Origin of the sequence: Chitinophaga sp. NPDC101104 (assembly GCF_050277495.1) — a bacterium.
In the GTDB taxonomy this organism is placed as follows: domain Bacteria; phylum Bacteroidota; class Bacteroidia; order Chitinophagales; family Chitinophagaceae; genus Chitinophaga.
The window spans coordinates 2,737,377-2,760,897 of the sequence record NZ_JBNNSF010000001.1 but is presented as its reverse complement, the minus strand read 5'-3'; the positions used below and the strand labels follow the sequence as shown (position 1 = coordinate 2,760,897).

Genomic DNA, 23,521 nt, shown 5'->3' with positions numbered 1-23,521 from the left:
TACATGCGTCTGATTGTTAAAATTTCAAGTTTACGCTCATGGAATATTGCCGGGGCCTGGGCAGGCCGATCTGGCCGGTATTTGCCACGGTTTCAGGGTCTACGCCGAGCCTGTTGCGCGTCCATACCGCGAGATTCATTACCTGTAGCGAAACCATCACGTCTTTGATGCGGTAATTCCGGAAGAGTTTCCCGGGTGCGCCCTGCCATCCGATCTGTACTTCCTGCAGGCGGATATTATCGCCAGGCATGATGCTGTTCGAAGAAAACTGCGCCAGGAGCCTGCGCACGGTGCCGCCGTCTGCATTGGCAGACATGGCCGGCACGTCGGTAAAGGCTTCGTCTCCCGGTTTTCGCCACCGGTCGCGGATCAGCGCGCTGTTGTCGAACTCGCGCGACGGCACGGGAATGTATTCCCTCATCACATGCCCGAAATTCAGCAACAACGTCGCCCGGGCGAAGAATCCCCTGTAATCCCATTCCTGGATAAAGCCCCCGGTATAAGGCGGCCTCGTTACCCCGCTGTATACCAGCGCAGCCGCCAGTACAGCCGAATCCGGAGCGGCGGTCCGCTGGTCTTTGGTATCGAAGATCGTGGGGTTGCCCTTGCCGTCGAGCCCCGCCCAGCGGTAACTCCAGACATTATCCGTCGGATAGCCGTTCCGGTAAGCGTTCAGAAAGGCAGGGGTCGCCGAAAAATATGTAGGCGGCACGCTCCGCACGATGTTCCTGTTATAGGCTCCATTGAGGGTGATCGTATAATGGAACCCATCCCTGTCTATGGCCTTCACCCGCAGGAATGCTTCCACGCCCCGGTTCACGATCTCGCTGTACGTCACCTTGGAAGACAGCCCGGTTGCGGGATCTGTGGGAACGGGGATGTTATTGTTCAGTCCGGATGTGATTTTTTCGTAGTACCGCAAATCGAGCAGCAGGCGATCATTGTACATCCCGAGGGTCGTGTGCCCTTCGAGGTTCCGCACTTTCGGCGGCAACAGCCCGAAATTGGTGTTCACTGCCATCGAGAATCCGCCGTCCGCCAGCGGCGCATTCGTTTCCGTCATCAACTCCATCCCCTGGAGCGAACTGATGTTTTGCAATGTAAAATCCGCCACCAGCTTGCTGATCGAACCGGCATGGAAATACGTTTCCCGTGCAATGTCGTATGCGATCCGGAGATTTGTCTGCGGCTGCCCGTCGAGCGAGTATCCATATCCTGCGATCAGCAGCAGCAAACCTTCCCGCATTTTGAGCCGGCCGTTGGCGCTGACGTAATTCCGGGCCTGGCGCACCAGCTTGTCGCCATCGAGATGTTCGGTGCGCAGCGTATTGTAGGCTACGTCGAGCAGAATGCGGTTTTCGTGCAGCCCGATCCGCAGTTTTTCGTAGATGTTGTAGGAATTCTGCCCGTTTTGCTGTGGCAGCGTGAACCCGCTCACCCAGATCGCGTAATTGTTCCAGTTGTTCTGAAGCAGCCGCGCCGCGTCGATCTGTGGCGGCAGTCCCGGCATTTCGAACCCGTTGCCGCCGACAGTCAGCACAAGGTCGCTGACCAGGTGCGGCAGCCGGAGGAATGGCATCCTGCTTAACCGCCAGCCCGCTTCCCCGTTGTAACTTTTCATCACGGTGTAAGGCGTGGGATGGCCGTAATTCTGGCTCAGCGTGGCGTTGTACCGCCCGTTGAGCAGCAGGGTACTGTCGTATGCATAAGAAAGCATCCCGTTCCAGTTGAGCCCCCGCGTCATCGTGGTATCGCCGGCAGTGGGCACGAGCAGGGTTGAGGGGTACACCATTCTTCCGTACGTGTCTTGCCAATAGGGGTCGGGCAGGCTGTAGAGATTGGGGATGCCGGCCGAGGGGTCGGGCTCCGGCAAACGGACCGGTATTCCACGGCCCGTTTGCGGATCATATCCGTATATGGTTTCATAGGAGGGCCTGCGCCGTACGTCTGCCGCGCCACCACCGCCAATGGCGGCTGCCACGGCATGCTTGCCGAAAGTTTCACTGAACTGGAGCGCCGACCGGACGTTCCATGCGCGTCCCTTCTGCTGCGATTTCCGCATGATCCCGCCGCGCGGCACGTAAAAGTCGACACCGGTGACGTTGTTGAACTGGTCGAAGACCGGGCTGCCATATTCGTTGAAGACCGACCGCGCAGCGCTGGACGATGCGGCTTTCAGCTCGTCGGTCTGGGCCTGGTCGAGATCGAATTGCAGGGAGTTGGACCATTTGAGAGATGGGAGCAAGTCCCAATCAGTATTCAGCCGCGATTGCAACGAATGGCTGCGGGTATCGGTGTTGTTGACACGCGCGTCTTCGAGTACATTGGTCCCGTAATCGGCATACCCGTATTTTCTTATCGCCGCATTGGCACCGGGGTGGAACGAGGAGTAATCGTATACATACATCCCGGTGACCGGGTCGGTGAGCAGCTGGTAGGGTTGCATCGTACGGAGGTCTGTTCCCACACCGCCCCGCGCGGTGCTCTGCGCGGCATTGATGTACCACTGCGCCCGGAGCCGGTTGCGCAGGAGCAAAAAGTCGTTGAACAGATTGAGGCTGACCGTCCGGCTGCGGTCGCGCAATGCGGAAGCTTTGCCGGAACTGTAACCGCCCGCTGCCCTGAAGCGCCATCCACCGGCGCCGCCGGCGAGGGTCAGCGTCTGGTTGTGGCTGAATTCGTCTTGCTGCAGGAGGCGGAGCTGGCTTTCGTTGGACAGCCGGCCGAGGGAATCCGCCCCCCGCCGGTAATCCTCGTCCGAGATCGAGCCTTGCTGCCATTGTTGCAACAGCCGCTCGGCGGCGTTGAGGTTGAAGGCCGTCATCGGGTAGTCTTTTCTCCCCAGCACCAGGAATCCCGAATCAGCGGCAGATTTCATATAATCGACGATATCCGCGGAACCGGCCAGCCGCATTTTTTCGCGGTTGAACCGCGGCGCCGGCGAGTAGGCGTAATTCGATGCGTAACTCAGTTCCAGCTTGCCGGCCGAGCCGCGCTTGCTCGTGATCATGATGATGCCGCCCGCCGCTCTCGGCCCCCATTTCGCCAGTTCTTCCGGGTCCTTGACGATTTCGACGGATTGAATATTGGCCATGGACAAGGTGGCGGGGAACCCGTCCTGCGGGAAACCGTCCAGCACCACCAACATACCTGAAATATCGCCGTTGAATCCGCTGACGCCGCGGAGCTGGGGTATCAGCCCGTTGTTATTGACGGATGTGCGGTAGTTGAATTTGAATTTGCCTTTGAAAGAGTTGATCCAGGATTCGAAAGTCGGGAAACCGGTCGACGCATAATTGCTCCTGTATTGGTTGTAGGAAGCCCGGAGCTGATCGATGGTAGGCGTTCCCGAACCGCCTACGATTGCGCCGTCGAAGTCGATGCTTTGCAATGTTTGGGTGCTGCTGGAAGAATTCTGAAGCGTCAGCCCGGGGATCGTGCCCTGTAATAACTGCCCCAGGTTGAGATGCGTGCGGTGCGTCATGTCGATCGTATCGGTGAATGGGAGCCGCTTTTTGCTGAGGTTCACATCGTCGATCACCACTACGCTGATCTCGATGGGCACAATATGCATCGTAATACGGAATGGGTGCGTTTCCCCGTTGAAACGGATAGCCTCGTTCTTATGGCCTACCGCCGAAAACTCGAGCCGGTCCCCCTTTTGGCCCGACAGTTCGAAAACGCCGTTCACGTCGGTTACCGTCATCATTTTGGGCCGGGCGCCGCGGGGACTGAGCACTACCGTCACGCCCGGTTTCGAAAAACCGAGACTGTCGACGACGATCCCGCTGATCAGGAGCTCCTCCCCTGACGGCGATTCCGGCACCAGCAGATCGCGGGTCATCTCCGGACTGGCTACTTTCCTGATACCGATGTTGTTGCCGGAGATGATATAGGATAATGGTTGGTTGATAAAGCAATAACTGAGCACTACATCGATCGGGGTTTCCTTCACCTGGACCGTTACCGGACGCGTATTGTCCAGCAGACCTTTTTCATAGAGAAATATGTATGGCGACTGCTTCTGGATCAGTTGTAATATTTTTTTGAGCGATGCATTTCTTTCGTTCAGCGTAATTTTCTGGGCCATGACAGCGGTGCCGCACAGCATGCAGCATAGCAGCCAGGCGAATATGGCAGCGGTACGCCGGTAAATCCTTTGGTTGACCCCGGGCGTTGCGTACCCGGATAATGAATAAACACTCATAGTTCTAGCAATTTTTTTTGGGTTCATGATGGAATGAACTTCCAATCGGCTGGATTGGAATGGAAGGTTTACCCAAAATGTTGCATGGAGCCTCGCGAGCACTTCCTGCCTTTTTGTATGCCTTCTTTGGTTGATAATGTATTCACATGACGCAATAATTTCCCTTCCGGCGTTGCGGGCACGCCGGCAACACCGTAACAATACTTCTCATGCCGCTTTACGGTTTCACGATAATTTTCCGTCCTTCTATCTTCAGATTTACATTTTCGAATTCCAGCAGCCTCAGTACGTCTTGCAGGCTCGAGTTACGGGAGATGCCGCCTACGAAGCGCCGCGCCGGCATTTCCCCTTCAAACACCACTTCCACATCGTACCAGCGCGCAACCTGGCGCATGATGGTGGCGATATCCGCGTTTTCGAAGACGGTATACCCGTTTTTCCAGGCGATCACGTCTTCCACGTTCACGTCGTCGACGATGGTGAGCGGACGGTCCTTTGCCACGCGCGCCTGCTGGCCAGGGGCCAACACGGCCATGTAACGGCCGGCGGTTACGCGCACGGCGCCCTCGAGGAGGGTTGTTTTCGCATCGGGCTCGTCGTTGTACGCATTGATATTGAAATGCGTGCCCAATACGGTGATATGCATTTGGTTGACCTGTACGATAAAGGGTTGCACGGCGTTTTTCGCCACTTCGAAATAGGCCTCTCCGGTGATGGACACTTTACGCGTATCGCCATCGAAATACGTCGGGAACGTGATGGACGATGCCGCGTTCAGCCAAACCAGCGTTCCGTCGGGCAACCGGAGCCGGTATTGCCCGCCCTTCCTTGTATATAGGGTATGGTATTCCGGCGCGGCCGTTTTGCCCTGGTAGGAAACGGCGCCGCTATCGTTGCTGACCTGCAGGCTCCCCTGTTGCACGATATTGCCCTGCACGCTGTCGAGCGTGATCTGCTGGCCGTTCGCCAAACGCAGCACGGCGTGGTCGCCCCCGGCGGGAATGTCGGTAACGATGGCCTGTATCGGCTCCGGACCGGCGTTCCGGCCGGTGAAAAGCCAGGTGGCAGCACCTGCGATCAGCAACATAGCTGCTGCTGCGGCCCACCAGGTACGGCGGAGGTACCGGATGCGCGGGGCGGGCTGTTCCAGGGGTTCCTGTTGCAGGATGGCGTCCAGCACGGGTTGCCATTTTTCGGGGGTGAAAGTCCCGTCTGCCCCGTCTTCCCGGAATGAAGGCGCCAGCAGCGCGTACCAGTCGATGTCCGGCCGCCCGTCGATAATATCCAGGAGCTCCCGGCGCTCGGATTCCGATGCCCGGTCCTGGAGGTAAAGCTCCAGCAGTAGTTGTATGCGATCGTCTGGTATCAACGGCAGTGGTTTGTCCGGCAGTCCGGGTATGGATATAAGGTATAGACATTGAAAAATCCTTCCGGTACTCCTCCGTGTTAATTTTTTTTTTTCGATTTTTTTTCTGCGGGGCGTTAAAATGGAAAGGGAAGATTTGTCTGCGGGCGGGATCGGAGCGTTCAGTAGTTCTATATTACCGGTCGATGGCGAACTTCAGGAAAAACACACCGGCGATGAGCAGGCCGCGGTCTTTAAGGATGGATTCCTGGATGTGGCGCAGTGCGATCCGGAGCTGGTTTTTGACGGTGTTCTCCGAAATCTGGAGCGTTTCGGCGATCTCCTGGCGGGAAAGCCCTTTTTCTCGGCTCAGTTCATAAATCCTGCGGCGTTGTTCCGGCAGGGTTTCGACGGCTTTGTGGATAGACTGCTTCAGCTCCCGGATGGTGAACTGGTCTTCGGCGGAAGGCTCCTGGCCGGGAAGGTCCAGATAAGCGTCCTGCAAGGCGCCGGGAGCGGTTTTGTGCTGTTTGAGGGAATTGATGGCGAAGTTGGTAGCCATGCGGTAAATATATCCTGCCAGGTTACCGACTTCCGGGAGGCGCGCGCGATGGAGCCAGAGCTTGAGAAACACCTCTGCCACCACATCTTCCGCAGCGGCTTCATCTTTTACTATTTTCAGGATAACGGGGTGGATAATGGCACCGTAGTGATAGAACAACCGCGAAAACGCTTCTTCGTCTCCCTCCGCGATCTGTAGTATGCATGTGGATTCCTCGTATGAATTAGTCCCCGCCACCTAGGTGTTGTTTGTAAGTTCGGCAGGCAATATAATCATTCAACCCAATAATTCCTCCATTCTTTTTTTCTGCATTAACCACCGTGCAGAGAATATGCTACCGGTGCCCGGAGGTCCTCCCGGTCAACGGGATATACCGGTTTTTATGCAAAAAATGCGGTACTTCGTTGTCAAATGTTTTACGCCGACCAATATGATAGATTTATCTCATACAAATAGCCATATTCAATACGTCACGAATTTCCAGGAACTGGTAGCAGCGCCCTTCGAAGGAACGTTGAATGCTATTTGCTGGGCGCGCACCCTGCGGGGCGATTTCTTCGAAATCGTACGAAAAGTCGAACAAACGGGAAATATTACCGTAATCGAAACCGAAGAACTGCGTGCGCTTCAGTTAACCGAACAGGGATCCATTGCCCGGGACATCCTCCTGAACGACCTCCAACTGCTCGAAGCACATGGCGCATCACCGGTACTGAACCTCATCAGCCATTATGATCGGGATGATACTTTCCCTTTCTTCCCTACCGACGTCTATTCATTTCATGTCGACCGCTCCCCCATCGCCACCGATACGATATTATGCACTTACTTTGGCGAATCGAGTGAAATTTTGCCGAATGAACAGGGTGAAAAGAAAGTTCTGATCCCCGAACTACGTGCCGCGCTCAAAAAACTATACCAGGGAACCACAGAAGGCTTCGAACAATTTTTAACCGATAATTTCTTCGATCTGCATTACCAGGCGAACCCCGGCGCACAAATCATCCGCACGGGAATTGGCAACTTATGGAGATTGGCGGTAGACCATCCCGAAAGTCTGGTACCTCCCTGTCTCCACCGGGCGCCAAATGAAAAACCGGGTGAGCCCAGGCTGCTGCTGATCTGTTGAGCCGTATTAACACATGAAGCAGAAAAGCGATATCCCACTCAACTAATACCTATGAAACAATTAGTAGAAAAAATCATACGGACAAGTTTAATACTGACCATCTCCTTTTCCTGTAAGGAACCGACGATAAACAATACACACCATCCATCGACAACAGTTGTTCAAAAAATAAATGAAGTCAGTCTTTTAAGCAAACTAAATGACAACCTATTGTTTATTGGCGACAGTCTATTTACCGGCAAGGCGGTATTGATCAAAGAGCTTGTCAGCAAATATCAACATGACACTTGCGGTTTCATTGCTTATAAAGACAGTGTGCTAAAAGCCGGATTTGAAGGTGTCAAAATCGTTGGTGATATAAATGGGAACAAAAGTAACGACACGGTTTTCGTGCTGCCATCGTTTAATTATTGTGATGAAGGGGATTCCTATTATTTTTTTGACACGAGTTTACCAAGGCTATATACAGATTCGTATTGCTGCCGCCCTGACAACTTATTTCCAATTGGGGACATCGACGAAGATGGCATTTCAGAAATCTGTATATTTTATTCCAGTTGTGCAAGTCGGTTCAAGTCACTGATCGCATACAGCCTAAAAAAGAAAACATGGAAAGCAATTGGCAGGTGTACTTTTGATATCGAATTTGTGGAGGCCGACAAAGAAAAGAGAGTTAGAAAGATGGGTAAAGGGAAGTTTGAAATGCTTGAAATTGTTGACAAAGAAGAAAACAAAAAATGGAAACGGTTTTCATTTTAGGCAACATTCTTCATCAAATGAAAGGCGTTCCATAAAGGTGCTTTGCCTTAAAGTTGCATCGTTTTGTGAAATATCATCTTGATTCCTGAAAATGGTTTAGATGGATTCGAACTTCATCTAAATATTTGAAAAACAACAGATTAACAACTTTAGACAACAAAACAAAGCGATTTAGTTCTAAAAAAGAAAACCCGCTCAATGAGCGGGTTTTCTTTTTTACCGTGTAAAAGAGTCGGGATGACAGCCCGACTTATTAACTTTAGAAGCCGCATTAGTAGCCGGTTTAAGCAATTCACAACAAAATACTCACGGAAAAACTCACGAACCCGTTAAGCCTGGTGCTCCCTTATTTTATGGTACTTTATTCTCCAAAGTTGTCGGGCTGTCTTCCCGACAAAAGTAAAACCCGCTCTAGTAGCGGGTTTTGCTATTAACCACAAGTCCTTTAAAAGGACTATTTTACGACTACAAATTGAAGGGAATCCAGTATTTACAAGGCTTTCACGGTTTAACCGAAAAAAACTCACGGAAAAACTCACGGCAAAATAACACCATTCAATTTATATCAATTTAAGATGCTTTGCCAGCCTCGTTTGTCGGGAGATTCGCATTCCCATGTTCCCCTGTATTTATACAATCAATTTTGAGTACAGACTACCTGTGAAGTATTTCAATCTATAACTCCTCTACAATTAGGACAAGCTCAAAGAACTTTTACAAATATAAATCTTTTACTATAACTCCGACGGTTCTTCGGGAATTTGACGAAATTTTGAAAAAAATATCACCGAAGTTTTCAACATAGCCCACCTTACCGACCACTTCTATTTTAGTTTACATTCAATTAAAAAATACGAAATCCTAAATGGCTTCACCTTTTATTATGGCTTTTCATCAGATAATTTTGATGACACAGGCAGGAATAATCACCCTAAGAACTTCCAAGGAATAAGCTTTCATTTTTTGCAGTGATAGAACAAATTTCGTAAGGTAGAAACACCAAAACGCTGGTCTCATCTGTGACCTTGCATAAGATATATATTTCAGCAAATTACAATCTGCGCAAAGTAGATTCCGGCAAGGGCTTTCGCGGCTTATGCTCCCTTCGGTCCGCTAACTTCCACGAACCCTTGCCGGAATCAGCAGATTGTTTGCATTGCAGAAATATATATCTTATGCAAGTACAAATCTGTTCCTTGAACATCGTTTCGGAGATATCTGTATCCTTTACTCCATCGATCCTCCCCTCAAAATGTCCAAAAATCAATGTATCGAATGACATTTATGAAATCCTAAAATCTAATTGGAACATGGGAACTTTTTACCTACAGGAAGAGCTCAAAGCCGTGTTTTTAAACCACGATAATCGCGTAATGGGCATCCTCCCAATCAGCGTCGGCACAAAAACAAGTTGCTCCTGCGACCTTCCAAAATTACTAGGTGCAGCATTGAAAGCTTCGTGCACAAAATTGATCTTGGCACACAATCATCCATCAGGATCTATAAAGGCCAGCAAGGCGGATATTGAACTTACAAGCCAAGTAAATGCCGCCTGCAAATTGCTGAATTTAAAACTTCTCGACCATCTTATCCTTGGTGATTCTGGCTATTGTTCAATGGCCGATGAAGGGTTGATACTATGACCCTTGCTCACTAAAAAGCCTTCCCATATAAATAAGATCAACCTTTTCTATTAAATTTTGGTGGCGATTTTGCGAGTCTACCTTTCATTCTTTGCAGATATTTTATGTCCATTTAACTGGCTATTGTAGTGGAAAATTATTCTTATAACAAATAGTCAACCTAACTGACTTATAAACTTTGAAGTCGCCTTATCACCTATTGAAGAATTTTGATATTTTCTCTCCAACAAATTAATTCTTCCTGTCCGTAGCACATGGACAATGTGCAGAATGTTGACCTTACGAAATTCAAACTTTTTTGATATTTCCTGTACCAAAGTAAGTTGCGTCCATCGAATTCTTCCCGCTGGGGGAGGCATCACCAACACCGAATCTACTTCTTTTCTTAACTGCTCATAATATAATTGTTTAATAGCCTTTCTATTTTGGCTAGGGCAGCTTATTGTGGCTTTCCGCCGCTTTCTTTTTAATTCCGAATAGCAATTATCCTCCTTCAGTCTTATTCCTTCCTTCTTTATTACTTTGGTCACAGTCAACATTGACAATTTCCTATAATTATCATGATCCCTCAAAAAAGAGACTATACTTCGATAACACCATCGTGATTCTCCAGTTGGAGGCTCCAGTTTTAATACATTATGAATATCGTCCTTGAGATATGGATACTTTGTCAGGTAATTCATTGCCCTCTGTTTTTCACCAACTACCTTCTTGATCCCACCAGCAAGGAAACGATCTTTAACGGTTCGAATGAGTTCTCGGGATCTAAACAATGCCTGAATTTCACTTTCACTAACACCTTCGCTCAACTTAACGAGCACTTCTAATCGCCTCCTCTGTTTATGAGTATAATTACCAGCCAATACGGCATACTGAAGTTCCTTCAGCTCGTCACCTGAAAATGTAACCGTTACCTGGTTGTTCCGGTTTCTCTTTCTCTTTTTTTCAACTTTCACACAGGATAGCATGTTTCCTACGCCTAATGTTTCATACCGTCTTACAGTTTTCACAATTGTACTGTTACATGTTTTCAATACTATTCGAACCTCGTCCATTGACAATCCTTCATGAAGTTTTAATAGAATCTCTGCCCTTCTCCTTTCATGGACCGAATAATCTTTTGAATACTTACATTGTGCTAATAATTCAAACTCTTCAGGAGACAAAACAATCTTGGAAATTGTTAACGGCAATCTTTTGGGAAAATCTATTTTCAAAGCTGACAGAATCAAATTCAGATAATCTTCATTCTTATGAAATTCTTCCAAAATCTCCTTCAAACTCCACTGGGTGGCTCCCGGAGGCAGCTTTACTTCTTTTATCGCAATAAATGCCTTAATTAGGTAATCCCTAACTTTTTGAAATTTCTTGTCTGAAAGTCGCATAATTAAAAAATCGTGAATTTACCCCCCCATCAATTTCCCGATTATTAATTACTTGTTAATGAATTAAAATCAAAGTCACTCCTATTTCTAATGGAAACCTGCCATTTCAAGAAATTTTCAATTGGTCTGCAAGGCATCAAACCATAGACAAACAATTTTCTCCATATGGTGAAACCTGTCATATGCCGCCTATAGTTGTGCTCATCTTTGTTCCACAACTTAATTAAGCATGGAAAAAGAACTTGAAATATTTGGACACCTGGCCTACTCGTTTGGCCCCAAAATAGGCGGAACACCTATAGAGACAAGTAGTGAGGTTTTTTCTATAAAGCACGCCGACGATCTATTCAACATCCTTAGTCAAGACAGTGGTAAATTAGTCTACTCCAATTTCAGGTTACTAGATCCTACAAAAAAGAACTTGATTAAGAAGTATGAAATCGGTAATAAACAATCAGTTCAAAAACCTCCTGCTCGACGGATCACACCAACACAGCCAAAAGGAAGAAAACTATGATGTGTGCATTACTAAACTTTCTACAAATACTTCAAATTTCCCAGCATGAAGACGATTGACATAGAAGGAACACCATATTACGCGGACGTTGACAGCTTATTATTTCAGAATAAGTATGATCATCGGGACGTTATACGGGTGGACATCCTCAATGACGTAGGGACACACTATGAACTCCTGCATGTAAAAAATGGGAAACCCACAATCCTGAATCTTCCTCAATTCGTAAATATCGATCCTGAAGGAATGCGGGAAAAATATTGCCTTCCACCCAATACTCCGCTACCTGCGCGCGACGCTGAGTTTTCTTGCCGCCAGGATCTTCTGCAAGAGAGACTGAATGACAAAATGCGCCCCGTTATTCAGATTGGTCAATGGGAATATAGAGTTGATGGGGTGTCTCATACTCTTCGGCCTTGTTTTACCCCTATGTTGCACCCCGCTTTCCTAATAGATGATTTTGAGATTACTGAAACTGGCTATCGAATTTACATCGATCAGTCAACCGGCTTTATCATTCCCAAAACATCAGTTGGCGAAAAAGGCAACTATATTTATGCTAACATACCGGATATTTTTGTTCTCGATCCTGTAGGCGCTTCGAAGAAACACGATTTGAACTATCAATTCTTTACACAACGCTTTCCTGTCCGGAACAAAATCAATATCACCACAACTGCCAGCTTCAAAATGGTTCTGCCGAATAAAAAGCGCAGAATGCCCTCTACCGCTATCAAAAATAAAAAAAGGGGAATTAAATAATCCATTGTTAACCCCAATTTGAATCATTCAGATATGAAATTCACTGAAATCAACAATATCCTGTTCCTGGTGGATACGGACATTATGGCTCTACGGCATGGACGAAAGTTCGAAAAAACTATTAGGTTATCAGAAACAGAAATAATTCCTCAAGGTTATCGGGCTAGATTTAAAGGATCTGAATTGATAATTCCCCATTTCGTAAAATTAGACCCAGACGGAATGCGAAAGCGTTTCAGCCTTCCTTCTAACACAATACTTCCAGAAAATGACCACGACTTGAAATGCTCCAAAAAGCTCTATAAGAAAAGAATAGAAACACGTGCCAAACCAATGATTACCGCCGGAAAATGGAAATATTATTTCAACTATAAGCATTTAAAATTAATAACTGAAGTGATCCCAAATGGGAAAAAGCGACCAATTTCCATCCCCCTTTCTAAAATGGAACGCTTTGATTTTGGAAAACGATTTTTAATTGACAACAGAACAGGAATTCCCCCACTACCTGGAGAAGTAATTCCTAAAGAACATTTATTCATCGTTGAAATACCGCACGCCAAGGCTCTTGACAATGTAGGCTTCAACCAATTTTGGGGAGAGCTCAATTCCCCAGACACCCTACAGCATCCAGTTCGATACAATTTTGAAGCTCGTTTCGGAAATTTCTACAAGAACAATCTCTACCCCCGCCCTACAGCCAAACGAATAGTTGCCCCGAAGAAGAACCGCGGTCCCAAAAGATAATCCATCTTTCCCGTAAAAAACTAAAAAACTCATTTCCCATATTCGTTTCCCCCACAGGCGGCAAAAAATTCAATCATGCCCATTACTTTTCCTTACGCAAACCAGGTACTGCTGGGGGATTGCCTTCAAATCATGCCGCAATGGCCCGAGCACTCCATTGACATGGTACTTTGCGACCTGCCTTACGGTACTACTCAGAACACCTGGGACATTCCGATAAACCTGCAAGAACTTTGGGCAGCATACGCGAAAGTCGTAAAACCGCATGGGGCGATCCTGCTTTTCGGGCAAGGCATCTTCACTGCGAAATTAATACTTAGCAACCAGGGCATTTTTAGATATAAGATAGTCTGGATAAAATCAAAGGCTACCAATTTCCTGAATAAAGCTAAGCAGCCACTTCGTAAACATGAAGACATATGCGTCTTTTACCTGCAACAACCAACTTTCAACCCGCAAATGGGACGAGGGAAAATCTATAAAACAAAGAGAAATGGTTCTTCACAAGGAACATATGGCAAATACGATGCATTTACTTCTGAAAGCAACGGCGGGCGATACCCAACGGACGTTTTACTTTACGAACCGGCTGATTTTATTTATTGCCAGACTTGCGAACATACACTTGAAGACTACTTTCACCATGCCCAAAAACCAATAGAGCTCGCCAGGTACCTGATCCGAATGTACAGTAATCCCGGAGACTTAATACTGGACAATACGTGTGGCAGCGGATCATTTCTTGTTGCCGCGGCCATTGAGAACCGGCGCTACATCGGTATTGAACTCAATCAAATTATCAGCAGAAACGGGAAAGAAGTCAACTTGATAGACACTTGTCGCAAGCGATTATCATCGCTGCAAAGTTCATTGGAACTCTGACAACACATAAAAATAAAAAGTAAGCATTATGCAAAAATTGAAAGATATACGTGAATGGGCAATGGAGGAATTTTGGTATTGTCCGCCCATCCTTAAAACCAAAACCTGCCAATTCCTGATGTTAGGCCGTCAGTCGCAATTGTTGGATTGCGAAACGAAATACCGGTATAACTGCCCTGATTTTTTCGGAGAAGGATTTGACGAAATCGTAACATTTTTCATGGACGATCGCCGCAAACAAATGATATCGTACAACAAGCTCAAAGAATACAAAAGGGTTTTCGGATGGCAGGATGTCACCAAATACATCTTCCCACATCCCGAGCTCGTTGACACTTTGGGATATGATTTGTGGATTGACCAAAAAAGCGTCACAAAAGAACAACGCGAACAACCACCTCAAATCATCATACCGGAGCGAGTACCAGTCCGCTCTATCATGACAGTACCGATTCAGGAAATGACATGCATGATTTGGGGAGCCCCAAAAAAATCAAGGATTTTTCAAAAACAGCGTTCCCGAATCGTGAAAAGAACAAGTCGTTTCCAAAATAGATAGCAAAACAACCTTTAAAATTCTGTAACAGGTTCAAAAGTTCCCGCATTATGATAATTTTTACCAAAGGCGAGCCCTTCCCCGATCCCATTTACAAAGGAGCTGTTGATAGTGCTGTAGTCCAATTAATGGATACAGGATTCAACCTCGTCATCTTCATTGACAAACCCACAAAAGGAGAACTTGAAAGTTTTGCTACTGGTAAACTTACCTACGGAATATATCAGGAGTTAAACATTCCATTCATGACAATTGAGTTACCCTATCTGGAATTTAATGCCTCCTTTAATATTAAGAATATGGAAAACCCTCAGGGGTTAAAGAATTGGTTGGAAATTGAAAGTAATGCAATGACACTAGTATTGGTCAATTCCAGCACCTACCTGATTGAACAAATTCGGCTGATCGGATTGAACCATGAATTTGTAAAAGACCTCCACGACATCCTCAGACGGCAGGACCAGCAATACCCAAACAAAACCGAAGTATTGAAACAGTTGCGCGCGGTTGAGAAAAGGACATCGTTAAGAACGATGTCGAAAGAATCCGTCAAGTACCGGCACAAATAATTCTTACAAAATCCAATAAAATACAAACAACTAAACCCTTAGTTATGGCACAATTCAAACGTAAAAGCCTCATGTTGTCATCCGGTAAACAGATTAAAATGACCGGCACGGCGTTGTGCATCCTTCCCAGTCTGGAGATCGGGGAAGGTTTCACCAACAACATTTTTGGCGTCAACGAAGCGATCGGAGAGAATCAAAAAGCCATCGTAACGCTCACCAATCCTTATCAGCTCTCCCCTGCCGATGTGCAAGAAATTGCACTTTTGCATATCCGTTACTGGCTTGACCTGATCGATGCGGTTGGCGAATTTGGCACCAAGGACGCCACCATTTTCCGAAAAAAAGAATGATGACATTGAACTGCCAGAAATACCGTCGTGCAAAACACGCCTCCCAGCACTTCATCCCTATTGGTCAACTGGGGGGTTAGGCACACCTGCTTCGCGGTGTCCAGCAAGATGTGTTCTTGTGCACAAGAACGTTTGAATGCCTCCGAAGTCGGCATTTTGTTTCGGCTATTCGTCACTGTCATATTGTCACTCAAATTTCCTAACAGCATGGGCCGGCAGAAAACACCCGAGGACGTTGCCCTGAAATATGGCGTAAAAACCAGGGTTGATGAAAAAACGAATGCACGTTTACGAGAGCTTTTAGCTAAGAGCCGGCATCGGAATATGGCAGAGCTTCTCCGCCATATTTTGATGGAAAGACCGATCGCAATCTACTCGGTTGATCAGTCGGTCGGCGCGGTCATTGAGGAGCTATCCCGTCTTCGAAAACAGATAGATAAGATAGGCATAAATATCAACCAGGTGGTGAGAGACTACAACTCAACAACCTCCCGGACAACCAGGTACAACCTCGCAATGGATTTAACGGAATTACAAACAGAAATCACTAATCATCTTAAACAATTGGAGCCCCACATCCAGGTACTTACCCGGATATGGTTGCGCGAATAACATTCGGAAAAGAGATTGGAAAGGCTATCAGATATAATGAATGTAAAGTGCAGGAACAAAAAGCCCTTTGCTTGTCAGCGAATGGGATCGGCTGGAACGATACAGGACTTAGCGCGCTTGAAAAAGAACGCTTCCTCCTCGATATAACCAGCAGAAATCAAATCACTGAGAAAAATGCACTTCATATTAGCCTAAACTTTCATCCATCTGAAAAGGACCGGCTGACGGATGAAATGTTACGGGAGATCGCCTCCCGCTATATGGAAAAAATAGGATTTGGCGACCAGCCATTTCTGCTCTATCGACATTTCGACACACACCATCCGCATGTTCATATCGTCACTACCAACATACGCTACGATGGGACCAGGATCAACACGCAATGGATAAACCAGCGAAAATCGGAACCCGCTCGAATGGAACTGGAAAATGAATTTGGGCTTATCCGGGCATCAGGCAGAAACCTGGACGGGATGCTGCCAATTTCCGCCCTGGAGATACCCGACATCGAATATGGACATTCCGAAACAAAAACAAGGATCAGTAACATAGTCAGGGAAGTTGTTCGTAGTTACCAATTCACCAGCCTGCAGGAGCTCAACGCTATTCTGGAGCAATTCAATGTCTATGCGGACGGCGGCGATATGGGATCGAAACTTGAAAAAACAGGAGGTCTTATTTTTGGATTGCTGGATAAATATGGAGCAAAAATCGGCCGGCCCGTAAAAGCCAGCATCATCTATACAAAGCCGACAAAACCACGACTTGCCGAGATGTATCAAACCAAAAAGGAGCGTCGGGTTAAGTATAAGGCCAGGCTCATTAGGGTGATCGACGACGCGCTTGCAGCCGCAAAAGACCGGGATCAATTTGCACAATTATTGGAAAATGCAAAGGTGAATGTCAAATTTCATTTCACGAAAGATGGTCTCCCGTTCGGCATTACTTTCATCGACAACCTTACCCGATGCGTTTTTAATGGGAGTGATCTGAACAAAAAAGGATATAGTGCCAGAGCTATCCTTGAAAAAATCACCTCTTCAACGACGCAGCACAAGCAATACAACTACCTGTTTATTCAGCAAGTCCTGAAGCAAACCGATTTTTCAAAAAGGCCCGAAACTATTCTGCGCGCCTGGAAGAAAAATGGCATTCGGATAGTAATAGATCCCGGCAAAAAGTATGCAAAATTCAAGGCAGGACACGCATCCCTTCCGAAAGATTCCTACGCGGATTTGCCGGCAGCAGTTTCCAGATGGCTGTCGGATTTAGAAAAATCCCTCAATAACCAAATATCGTCGCCCAATCCAAGGATAACATTCATAACTGAAACAGCAAAAGCACTATCCAACGAATTTACTAGCCTGTTTGATAAAATAACAGACGCACATTTAAGTCTATTCGACCCGGTTTACCCCCATTACTCCGCCCCACGGGAACTCCTGGAAGAAGCCAGGAAGAAAAAGAGAAAGAAGCGCAGATAACCCCCACCTGCATTGTATAACCCAATAAACCCAATCGTATGAACACTGGAGAAAACGAACAAGGGCTCCGGCAGGCAACCGATCTTATCCGAAAGGCCAGCATCATATTGCTAGGCACCCATTGTTACCTATTTTGCTACGGAGCATTCCATCAGCTCGGCCTGACCGCAGAAATATCCGACAAATTATTAGCTGGATTTTCCAAACACGCCGTAATCAACAACATTCACATCTCCAAACTTTTTATTCTGGTACTACTTTCCTTGTCTGTACTCGGCAACAAAGGGAAAAAGGATGAGAAAATCAACAAAGGATCAGTGGTCGCCTTACTAATTGGAGGATGTACCCTATTTTTCGGATCTACATTAATTACCTACCTAACCATACCTGTACTGCCGGCAGCTGTATGGTATATCCTATTCACCATTACAGGATTTTTGCTGGCACTTAGCGGAGCTGCCAGGTTAAGCCGGCTTGTGAAGATCCGGCTTCGAAAGGATATCTTCAATCTGGAAAATGAATCCTTCCCACAGGACGAAAAACTCCGCGACAATGAATTCTCCATCAACATTCCCGCCACATTCCGATGGAAAGGAAAAATCAGGCGGTCGTTCATTAACGTTATCAACCCATTCCGGGCACTGCTCATAACGGGCGTGCCCGGGTCCAGGTGATGGAAAAAGAGAAGAAATAAGGAAAGAGCTACTTCGTGGTACGGCATGTTATCACGCAAAGCATCGAGAAAGGTTACACCATGTTTTGTTATGACTTCAAGTTGCCGGACCTATCCATCATCGTTTATAATACACTATTAAAAAATAAAGACAAGTACAAAAAAGTACCCGCATTCTATGTAATTAACTTCGACGATCTCTCCCACAGCCATCGCTGTAATCCCCTTGACCCTCGAATGATGACCGACATCACCGATGCGGCGGAATCGAGCCGTAGTATCCTCATGGGACTTAACCGTCAATGGTCCACGAAAGTTGGGGATTTCTTTGTGGAATCGCCAATTAACTTCCTTACCGCTGTTATATGGTTTCTGCGAGAATATGAAGGAGGAAAATTTTGCTCACTTCCTCATGTAATAGAACTTCTTTCCGTTGACTACCGGGATTTATTCCCAATACTTGGGACGGTAGAAACGCTAACGACCTATCTCTCGCCGTTTCTAACGGCATATCTTAACCGAGCTATGGAGCAGCTCGAAGGGCAGATCGCTTCGGCCAAGATCGGCCTCGCTCGGCTTTCGTCCCCCCAGCTTTATTATGTATTGAGCGGCGACGATTTCACCCTGGATCTAAATAACCCGGACGATCCGAAAGTCATCTGCTGCGGAAACAACCCTCTGAAGATTCAGACATATGGAGCTGTTCTATCGCTGTATGTAAACCGAATGCTCAAATTGGTCAACAGAAAGGATCAGCTAAAGTCCGCACTTATTTTCGATGAGTACCCCACAATATACTGCCCACTTGATACCTGTATTGCTACCGCCAGGTCAAATTTGGTTTCAGTGAGTATTGCTGTTCAGTCTGTGGAACAACTGCGTAAAGACTATGGAAGGGAACAGGCAGAGGTGATCACATCCATCTGCGGAAACATCATATCAGGACAAAGTACTGGCGATACGGCTAAGTTGGTTTCTGAGCGAATTGGCAAAATTGTTCAGGAGCGAGAAAGTGTTTCCATTAATCGAACGGACACCTCCTTTTCGCGCAACACACAACTTGATTATGCCGTCCCCTCCTCCCGGATATCCATGCTTACCAGCGGTGAAGTTGCCGGCCTGGTGGCCGACAATCCGGATGAAGTAATAGAATACAAAGCTTTTCATTGCATGATCCAAAATGACCATGCCGCCATAAAAGCTGAATCCGATAGCTACAAACCACTACCAAAAATCCGCGACGTGAGCGCCCTGGATATCCACAACAACTATATCACCATCAAAAATGATATCGTAGAAATTGTCACCACTACCATTGAACGTATAAAATCCGATCCAGACCTGGCACATCTGCTGATAATAGATGAAGAACCCGGAAAAAGTACCTGATACCTATCTCATTGATAACTATAGTTTTTCGTCCTGCGCCAGTAAAGAACGGCAGGATTGGGCTACTTTTTTCGGAAAACGTTATAATTTTTCGTAATTTTTAATACCCTCTGTAAATCCGCACCCCGCCCAATACGAAACCTATCGAAATAAAATCCTACTTATGATAGAAAAGCTGGTACTCATGAGTGAGATGCTGCAAGCTCAGCTTCGCTACCCATCATCAGAGGCATCTGCAACGGAAACGTTCGCAGATACACTTGCGGAGGACTTCAAAGATTTAAAAGAATACATCACCAAGGCACTCTCGGGTGTTACTGCCAATACATGGCAAATTAATTGTAGCGCCATCTCGGCGGGGATCAACCGAATATGCACCATTCTCTATAGCTTATATGCCTCAGCAATACGAAGTGGTGATTCCCCGGTCAGGAAAGCTCAGATACGGTTCTGCAAAAAACTCTCCAGTCAAATCGAAGAATTAATATGGATCATCGGGGTACTGGCTCCGGGAATGATCAGTAAGAACAATGCAGCACCGCTATCAACTTACCTTCCTGCAAGGCTTAGAATACGCAGTAAGTCTAAAGCTCTCTCCGAACTAATCCCCTTGCTGGACGAGCACTGTCGCCCAATAATAGAAATCATTCAGTCCGCCATTAACAATCTCTTGAAGCCCGGCAAACCGGTTAGTTTTCGCCTCCTGGAATATCTGGAAGAGCTACTGGAAGTCCTACAGGGCGTAAAAGAAGACTATCCAGGCACAACAATCAATTACCGTTTACACATTAAATTGATTACTTACAATTTCAATTATCCCAGGTACGTTGCCTACTGCAACGGAAAATTGGAAGAAAAATTCGGAAGCGACTCCATAATTGAAAAGATTACTAATCTTAGCTGGTATGAAATGGAACTCCGCAGGATAATTCCCGTACCAGGCAAAGCACTCTTTGAAGCGCCGATGCAATCAGCACAATACTCGCTTCAACTGTATGTAACCGAAGAAATAAAATATCTCCAACTAATTAACGCATTGCCGTCCGGCAGTAACGTTGATAAGATCCGCCTTAAATTGAGTGTTGCCGAAACCAGCCTTTTATTTCTTGGCATGTCAGAACTGGACCTGATCGAGGATAAGAACTTTAACCACCTTACCCTACAGATATCACGATTCTTTTCGACAATTCAAGCAGAAAGTGTTTCAAAGGAAAGTGTACGGTCCAATGCATATCGATATAAACCTGAGACGATCGTATCACTTATAAAGAAATTATTAGAGCTCATTAACTGGCTACGCTCCAAGTAAGGAGCCTGTAGCTTGCTGATTACCAACTCCACAGGGGGTACCGGTACCCGGTCCCCGCTGTATCGGCGTTCATTTTATGCTTTTTGCATGAAATGACATCCTATGCTTTCAGATAATATTCTGTTCAGCGATTCACTACGAAATTCCGATCTCCCCGGAGCAGATCCACAAAGACTGCAGCATTATCTCCAGCAAGCAGAATCAGAACTACTTCAACTTCAAACGGATCGCCCAGACCCTGCCAATGTTCAGGAGCAAATTCAATACTACAAAACCACACTCCCCTACACCATCGCAAAATATCTTGCCGCTAAACAAGCGATTGACATTCTAGTATTCATGCCACCCCCACACCTCGCTACCCGCAAAGAATACCTTATGAATATTAGTGCGGAAGCCCAGCAATACCGATTGTGCAATCACGAAGCCTACCTATACTTCAGTCTATGTAAGTGTGATAGCGATGAAAGCCACTTCCACCCATATGCCCCTGGCGGCAGCTTTCCGACATCCATTCCGGTATGCCTGGCACCATTCCTTCCGCTGAAGGAATACTCCCTTCAGTATTGTAATTTCATTACTGGCCACATCATTTCAAATTGGATAAACTGCCACCTTTTACAAAATGCCCCCAATGACAATCCCACATCCCCCATTCAATGGATAGGCTCCATTGCCGCCATCACAGAATTGATCTATGCACTCAATGAAGCCGGCGTATTTGGAGCGGGAAGACAGGAAATAAATAAACTTAAACTGTACTTCGAAAAGGTTTTCAATGTTTCAATCGGCAATATCTACAAGGCATATGAACATGCCCGGATCAGAAAAAAAAGCCGGACTCCATTTATCGACAGCCTGAAAGCAGCTCTGCTACGACGGATGGAGGAAGACGATGAAAACGCGCTATAATTTATTTTCTCCATGTGGTGAGAAGTGGTAAAAATCGGCTCTCCGCGAATGCATTTTTGCAATGTAATCAATCGCATTAAATCATTCTTATGACAGCACTCATTCTTTCATCAATCACCTGGATGCAATTCGCACTTATATCGGGAATTGGCAGCATAATCTGGATTGCCTGGACATACAGGGAAAACATCCTTGGAAAAGGCCCACCGCCGCCAGCCGGCACCAAACGGGTTTGGTCTGTTGCGGACCAAAAGATGCAACACCCTACCGACGAACAGGTGTCGAACGATTACAGGGACAACGTAGCGATGTCCGCTGACCTCGAAGAGGAAAATGAAGAAGAGGAAGAAAGCGAATTCTCCTTGATGGAAAAAATGTTACAGTACATTGAAGATATTGTTACTGAACAAAAATATGAACCGGAAAAAGAAACATTAATTGCGGCCCTTCATCCATTGTTCCTCGAATATACGACCCTTCAAGTCGTACCCTTTCGCACAGCTATCCACAACTTTCTATCAAAGATCGCTCTAAAAGAGCTCGGTATTTCACTCACAGATCAGGAATTAGACCAACTCTGGATCGCGAAACAATAATCTGTCAAACATTTCTCGATACCTGACAGCTTCTGCGAACCATCCGCCTCCCAAACGAAGATCAGATATCCATTCAAAATAAGTGCATGAGCATGGTTGCCCATGGCGAAAGCTACCGCTTTTCGTCAGCGCCACTACGTGGGGTATGTGGCAGGCAACCACCTCATGCCACTACCTAAACTCTCTCCGATGAAAACGAACTTCCAACATAAAAGCGAACCCAGAAACCGGCAACTAATTTTTTTTGCTCAATTATTCGGTTATACATTACTGTTATCACTTCTGACAATTACGGCCTTTGCTCAAAGTGGTGAACAAGGCCTGATGAACGCCACTACAGAAGTGAAAAAATACTTCGATCACGGCACAAAACTAATGTATGCAATCGGGGCCATCGTCGGCATTGTCGGTGCGGTAAAGGTCTTCGGAAAATTCAACTCCGGCGACCAGGACACAGGCAAGGTAGCCAGCGCATGGCTTGGCAGCTGCATCTTCCTGATCGTTGTCTCTGCAATCCTTCGTGGATTTTTCCTTTAGGACTCATTCTTCCATACCCACCTATACGGACAGTCACATGCAACCTGCGGATGTATCTACATCTGCAGCATTTTAAATCTGCTGACGGCTATTAGACTGGCGGTGCCTTGGACAAGCACCACCAGTCATAGCCAAACAAACCAAACACCATGAAAGCAACGCTTACTCAAATTATCCACCGCCGGATGACTGATCATTATCCAGAAAAACTGCTTGAAATGCAGCTGTCTGGAGAATACACCTCCTACCTGCAAAGGATGAGTGAGATGATTTGGGGTAACTGGTATCTGGCTACTGAAGGACAAGATATATCCGTTGGCCTTGAGCTAGTCCGGGAAACACTGCTTCACCTGTTCGGCGCCAGCGCATTCGACTATGTGGAAACATTGCTTTGTACACACTTTTCCGTATGGCATAAAGCACTCGTAGATGGCGGTATCGCCCGCTATGAAATCATGAACATCCTTCATTTATCGGTACCGCTATGGTCGCAATTCCCAATTGACGCTGACAGCGAGCCCCACCCTGAACTCACAAATCAATTACTCGAACTCATCCGATCCTATCGAATCCCAAGCTATCAACTAACGATTTAG

The 23,521-nt window shown here is 46.6% G+C and carries 23 protein-coding genes; 19 read left to right on the top strand and 4 right to left on the bottom strand.

The genetic code is table 11. The features are described from left to right. Positions 1 to 16: 16 nt before the first annotated feature. The 3 genes from ACQKLP_RS11060 to ACQKLP_RS11050 all read right to left on the bottom strand — a co-directional run bounded on the left by ACQKLP_RS11060 (position 17) and on the right by ACQKLP_RS11050 (position 6,351). Complete coding sequence (locus ACQKLP_RS11060; RefSeq protein WP_427322819.1) at positions 17 to 4,207, bottom strand: TonB-dependent receptor plug domain-containing protein; 4,191 nt, start codon at positions 4,205 to 4,207, stop codon at positions 17 to 19. A 217-nt stretch (positions 4,208 to 4,424) separates the two neighbouring features. Then, positions 4,425 to 5,576, bottom strand: coding sequence for a FecR family protein (locus ACQKLP_RS11055; RefSeq protein WP_427322818.1), 1,152 nt, complete (start codon positions 5,574 to 5,576; stop codon positions 4,425 to 4,427). Between the two features lie 172 nt (positions 5,577 to 5,748). Beyond that, positions 5,749 to 6,351, bottom strand: a complete 603-nt coding sequence (locus tag ACQKLP_RS11050; protein WP_427322817.1) for an RNA polymerase sigma factor — start codon at positions 6,349 to 6,351, stop codon at positions 5,749 to 5,751. 145 nt (positions 6,352 to 6,496) lie between these two features. Between ACQKLP_RS11050 and ACQKLP_RS11045 the strand changes: the two genes are divergently transcribed. The 3 genes from ACQKLP_RS11045 to ACQKLP_RS11035 all read left to right on the top strand — a co-directional run bounded on the left by ACQKLP_RS11045 (position 6,497) and on the right by ACQKLP_RS11035 (position 9,645). Next, positions 6,497 to 7,243, top strand: coding sequence for a hypothetical protein (locus ACQKLP_RS11045; protein ID WP_427322816.1), 747 nt, complete (start codon positions 6,497 to 6,499; stop codon positions 7,241 to 7,243). Positions 7,244 to 7,294: 51 nt separating this feature from the next. Beyond that, positions 7,295 to 8,002 (top strand): hypothetical protein, encoded by a 708-nt coding sequence (locus ACQKLP_RS11040; RefSeq protein ID WP_427322815.1) that lies wholly within the window; start codon positions 7,295 to 7,297, stop codon positions 8,000 to 8,002. Between the two features lie 1,175 nt (positions 8,003 to 9,177). Beyond that, complete coding sequence (locus ACQKLP_RS11035; protein ID WP_427322814.1) at positions 9,178 to 9,645, top strand: JAB domain-containing protein; 468 nt, start codon at positions 9,178 to 9,180, stop codon at positions 9,643 to 9,645. 155 nt (positions 9,646 to 9,800) lie between these two features. On the opposite strand, the gene ACQKLP_RS11030 is transcribed toward ACQKLP_RS11035, so the two are convergent. Continuing rightward, positions 9,801 to 11,030, bottom strand: coding sequence for a hypothetical protein (locus ACQKLP_RS11030; protein WP_427322813.1), 1,230 nt, complete (start codon positions 11,028 to 11,030; stop codon positions 9,801 to 9,803). 229 nt (positions 11,031 to 11,259) lie between these two features. Here ACQKLP_RS11030 and ACQKLP_RS11025 point away from each other — a divergent pair, with 229 nt between their 5' ends. From ACQKLP_RS11025 to ACQKLP_RS10950, 16 genes are all read left to right on the top strand, one after another. Beyond that, entirely contained in the window at positions 11,260 to 11,547 is a 288-nt protein-coding gene (locus ACQKLP_RS11025; protein ID WP_427322812.1) for a hypothetical protein, read from the top strand. Positions 11,548 to 11,592: 45 nt separating this feature from the next. Continuing rightward, complete coding sequence (locus ACQKLP_RS11020) at positions 11,593 to 12,309, top strand: hypothetical protein (protein WP_427322811.1); 717 nt, start codon at positions 11,593 to 11,595, stop codon at positions 12,307 to 12,309. 33 nt (positions 12,310 to 12,342) lie between these two features. Further along, positions 12,343 to 13,056 carry a hypothetical protein gene (locus ACQKLP_RS11015; protein ID WP_427322810.1) on the top strand — a complete coding sequence of 238 codons (714 nt, stop codon included), beginning with the start codon at positions 12,343 to 12,345 and terminating at the stop codon, positions 13,054 to 13,056. 75 nt (positions 13,057 to 13,131) lie between these two features. After that, a complete protein-coding gene (locus tag ACQKLP_RS11010; RefSeq protein ID WP_427322809.1) occupies positions 13,132 to 13,938 on the top strand; it encodes a DNA-methyltransferase in 807 nt (268 codons plus the stop codon). 28 nt (positions 13,939 to 13,966) lie between these two features. Continuing rightward, the gene (locus ACQKLP_RS11005; protein ID WP_427322808.1) at positions 13,967 to 14,497 is read left to right on the top strand and encodes a hypothetical protein; all 531 of its coding nucleotides are present in this window, start codon (positions 13,967 to 13,969) and stop codon (positions 14,495 to 14,497) included. Positions 14,498 to 14,544: 47 nt separating this feature from the next. Further along, positions 14,545 to 15,063 (top strand): hypothetical protein, encoded by a 519-nt coding sequence (locus ACQKLP_RS11000; protein WP_427322807.1) that lies wholly within the window; start codon positions 14,545 to 14,547, stop codon positions 15,061 to 15,063. A 44-nt stretch (positions 15,064 to 15,107) separates the two neighbouring features. Further along, a complete protein-coding gene (locus ACQKLP_RS10995) occupies positions 15,108 to 15,413 on the top strand; it encodes a hypothetical protein (RefSeq protein WP_427322806.1) in 306 nt (101 codons plus the stop codon). A 207-nt stretch (positions 15,414 to 15,620) separates the two neighbouring features. Continuing rightward, on the top strand, positions 15,621 to 16,025 hold the full coding sequence (mobC, locus tag ACQKLP_RS10990; RefSeq protein ID WP_427322805.1) for a plasmid mobilization relaxosome protein MobC: 405 nt from the start codon (positions 15,621 to 15,623) through the stop codon (positions 16,023 to 16,025). Positions 16,026 to 16,072: 47 nt separating this feature from the next. Continuing rightward, positions 16,073 to 17,509 (top strand): relaxase/mobilization nuclease domain-containing protein, encoded by a 1,437-nt coding sequence (locus tag ACQKLP_RS10985; protein WP_427322804.1) that lies wholly within the window; start codon positions 16,073 to 16,075, stop codon positions 17,507 to 17,509. Positions 17,510 to 17,547: 38 nt separating this feature from the next. Continuing rightward, positions 17,548 to 18,183, top strand: a complete 636-nt coding sequence (locus tag ACQKLP_RS10980; protein WP_427322803.1) for a YWFCY domain-containing protein — start codon at positions 17,548 to 17,550, stop codon at positions 18,181 to 18,183. A gap of 80 nt (positions 18,184 to 18,263) precedes the next feature. Then, a complete protein-coding gene (locus ACQKLP_RS10975) occupies positions 18,264 to 19,571 on the top strand; it encodes a type IV secretory system conjugative DNA transfer family protein (RefSeq protein WP_427324363.1) in 1,308 nt (435 codons plus the stop codon). A 163-nt stretch (positions 19,572 to 19,734) separates the two neighbouring features. Next, on the top strand, positions 19,735 to 20,880 hold the full coding sequence (locus tag ACQKLP_RS10970; protein WP_427322802.1) for a hypothetical protein: 1,146 nt from the start codon (positions 19,735 to 19,737) through the stop codon (positions 20,878 to 20,880). A 102-nt stretch (positions 20,881 to 20,982) separates the two neighbouring features. Then, positions 20,983 to 21,792 (top strand): RteC domain-containing protein, encoded by an 810-nt coding sequence (locus ACQKLP_RS10965; protein ID WP_427322801.1) that lies wholly within the window; start codon positions 20,983 to 20,985, stop codon positions 21,790 to 21,792. An 89-nt stretch (positions 21,793 to 21,881) separates the two neighbouring features. Beyond that, complete coding sequence (locus tag ACQKLP_RS10960; protein ID WP_427322800.1) at positions 21,882 to 22,388, top strand: hypothetical protein; 507 nt, start codon at positions 21,882 to 21,884, stop codon at positions 22,386 to 22,388. Between the two features lie 189 nt (positions 22,389 to 22,577). Next, the gene (locus tag ACQKLP_RS10955) at positions 22,578 to 22,925 is read left to right on the top strand and encodes a DUF4134 domain-containing protein (protein WP_427322799.1); all 348 of its coding nucleotides are present in this window, start codon (positions 22,578 to 22,580) and stop codon (positions 22,923 to 22,925) included. Between the two features lie 149 nt (positions 22,926 to 23,074). Next, the gene (locus ACQKLP_RS10950) at positions 23,075 to 23,521 is read left to right on the top strand and encodes a hypothetical protein (protein WP_427322798.1); all 447 of its coding nucleotides are present in this window, start codon (positions 23,075 to 23,077) and stop codon (positions 23,519 to 23,521) included.

Bases quoted from the DNA above. Each gene is read 5' to 3' on its own strand.
- ACQKLP_RS11060 (WP_427322819.1), bottom strand. From the start codon at position 4,207: ATGAGTGTTTATTCATTATCCGGGTACGCAACGCCCGGGGTCAACCAA.
- ACQKLP_RS11045 (WP_427322816.1), top strand. From the start codon at position 6,497: ATGCAAAAAATGCGGTACTTCGTTGTCAAATGTTTTACGCCGACCAAT.
- ACQKLP_RS11040 (WP_427322815.1), top strand. From the start codon at position 7,295: ATGAAACAATTAGTAGAAAAAATCATACGGACAAGTTTAATACTGACC.
- ACQKLP_RS11035 (WP_427322814.1), top strand. From the start codon at position 9,178: ATGCAAGTACAAATCTGTTCCTTGAACATCGTTTCGGAGATATCTGTA.
- ACQKLP_RS11030 (WP_427322813.1), bottom strand. From the start codon at position 11,030: ATGCGACTTTCAGACAAGAAATTTCAAAAAGTTAGGGATTACCTAATT.
- ACQKLP_RS11025 (WP_427322812.1), top strand. From the start codon at position 11,260: ATGGAAAAAGAACTTGAAATATTTGGACACCTGGCCTACTCGTTTGGC.
- ACQKLP_RS11020 (WP_427322811.1), top strand. From the start codon at position 11,593: ATGAAGACGATTGACATAGAAGGAACACCATATTACGCGGACGTTGAC.
- ACQKLP_RS11015 (WP_427322810.1), top strand. From the start codon at position 12,343: ATGAAATTCACTGAAATCAACAATATCCTGTTCCTGGTGGATACGGAC.
- ACQKLP_RS11010 (WP_427322809.1), top strand. From the start codon at position 13,132: ATGCCCATTACTTTTCCTTACGCAAACCAGGTACTGCTGGGGGATTGC.
- ACQKLP_RS11005 (WP_427322808.1), top strand. From the start codon at position 13,967: ATGCAAAAATTGAAAGATATACGTGAATGGGCAATGGAGGAATTTTGG.
- ACQKLP_RS11000 (WP_427322807.1), top strand. From the start codon at position 14,545: ATGATAATTTTTACCAAAGGCGAGCCCTTCCCCGATCCCATTTACAAA.
- ACQKLP_RS10995 (WP_427322806.1), top strand. From the start codon at position 15,108: ATGGCACAATTCAAACGTAAAAGCCTCATGTTGTCATCCGGTAAACAG.
- mobC (WP_427322805.1), top strand. From the start codon at position 15,621: ATGGGCCGGCAGAAAACACCCGAGGACGTTGCCCTGAAATATGGCGTA.
- ACQKLP_RS10980 (WP_427322803.1), top strand. From the start codon at position 17,548: ATGAACACTGGAGAAAACGAACAAGGGCTCCGGCAGGCAACCGATCTT.
- ACQKLP_RS10975 (WP_427324363.1), top strand. From the start codon at position 18,264: ATGTTTTGTTATGACTTCAAGTTGCCGGACCTATCCATCATCGTTTAT.
- ACQKLP_RS10970 (WP_427322802.1), top strand. From the start codon at position 19,735: ATGATAGAAAAGCTGGTACTCATGAGTGAGATGCTGCAAGCTCAGCTT.
- ACQKLP_RS10965 (WP_427322801.1), top strand. From the start codon at position 20,983: ATGCTTTCAGATAATATTCTGTTCAGCGATTCACTACGAAATTCCGAT.
- ACQKLP_RS10960 (WP_427322800.1), top strand. From the start codon at position 21,882: ATGACAGCACTCATTCTTTCATCAATCACCTGGATGCAATTCGCACTT.
- ACQKLP_RS10955 (WP_427322799.1), top strand. From the start codon at position 22,578: ATGAAAACGAACTTCCAACATAAAAGCGAACCCAGAAACCGGCAACTA.
- ACQKLP_RS10950 (WP_427322798.1), top strand. From the start codon at position 23,075: ATGAAAGCAACGCTTACTCAAATTATCCACCGCCGGATGACTGATCAT.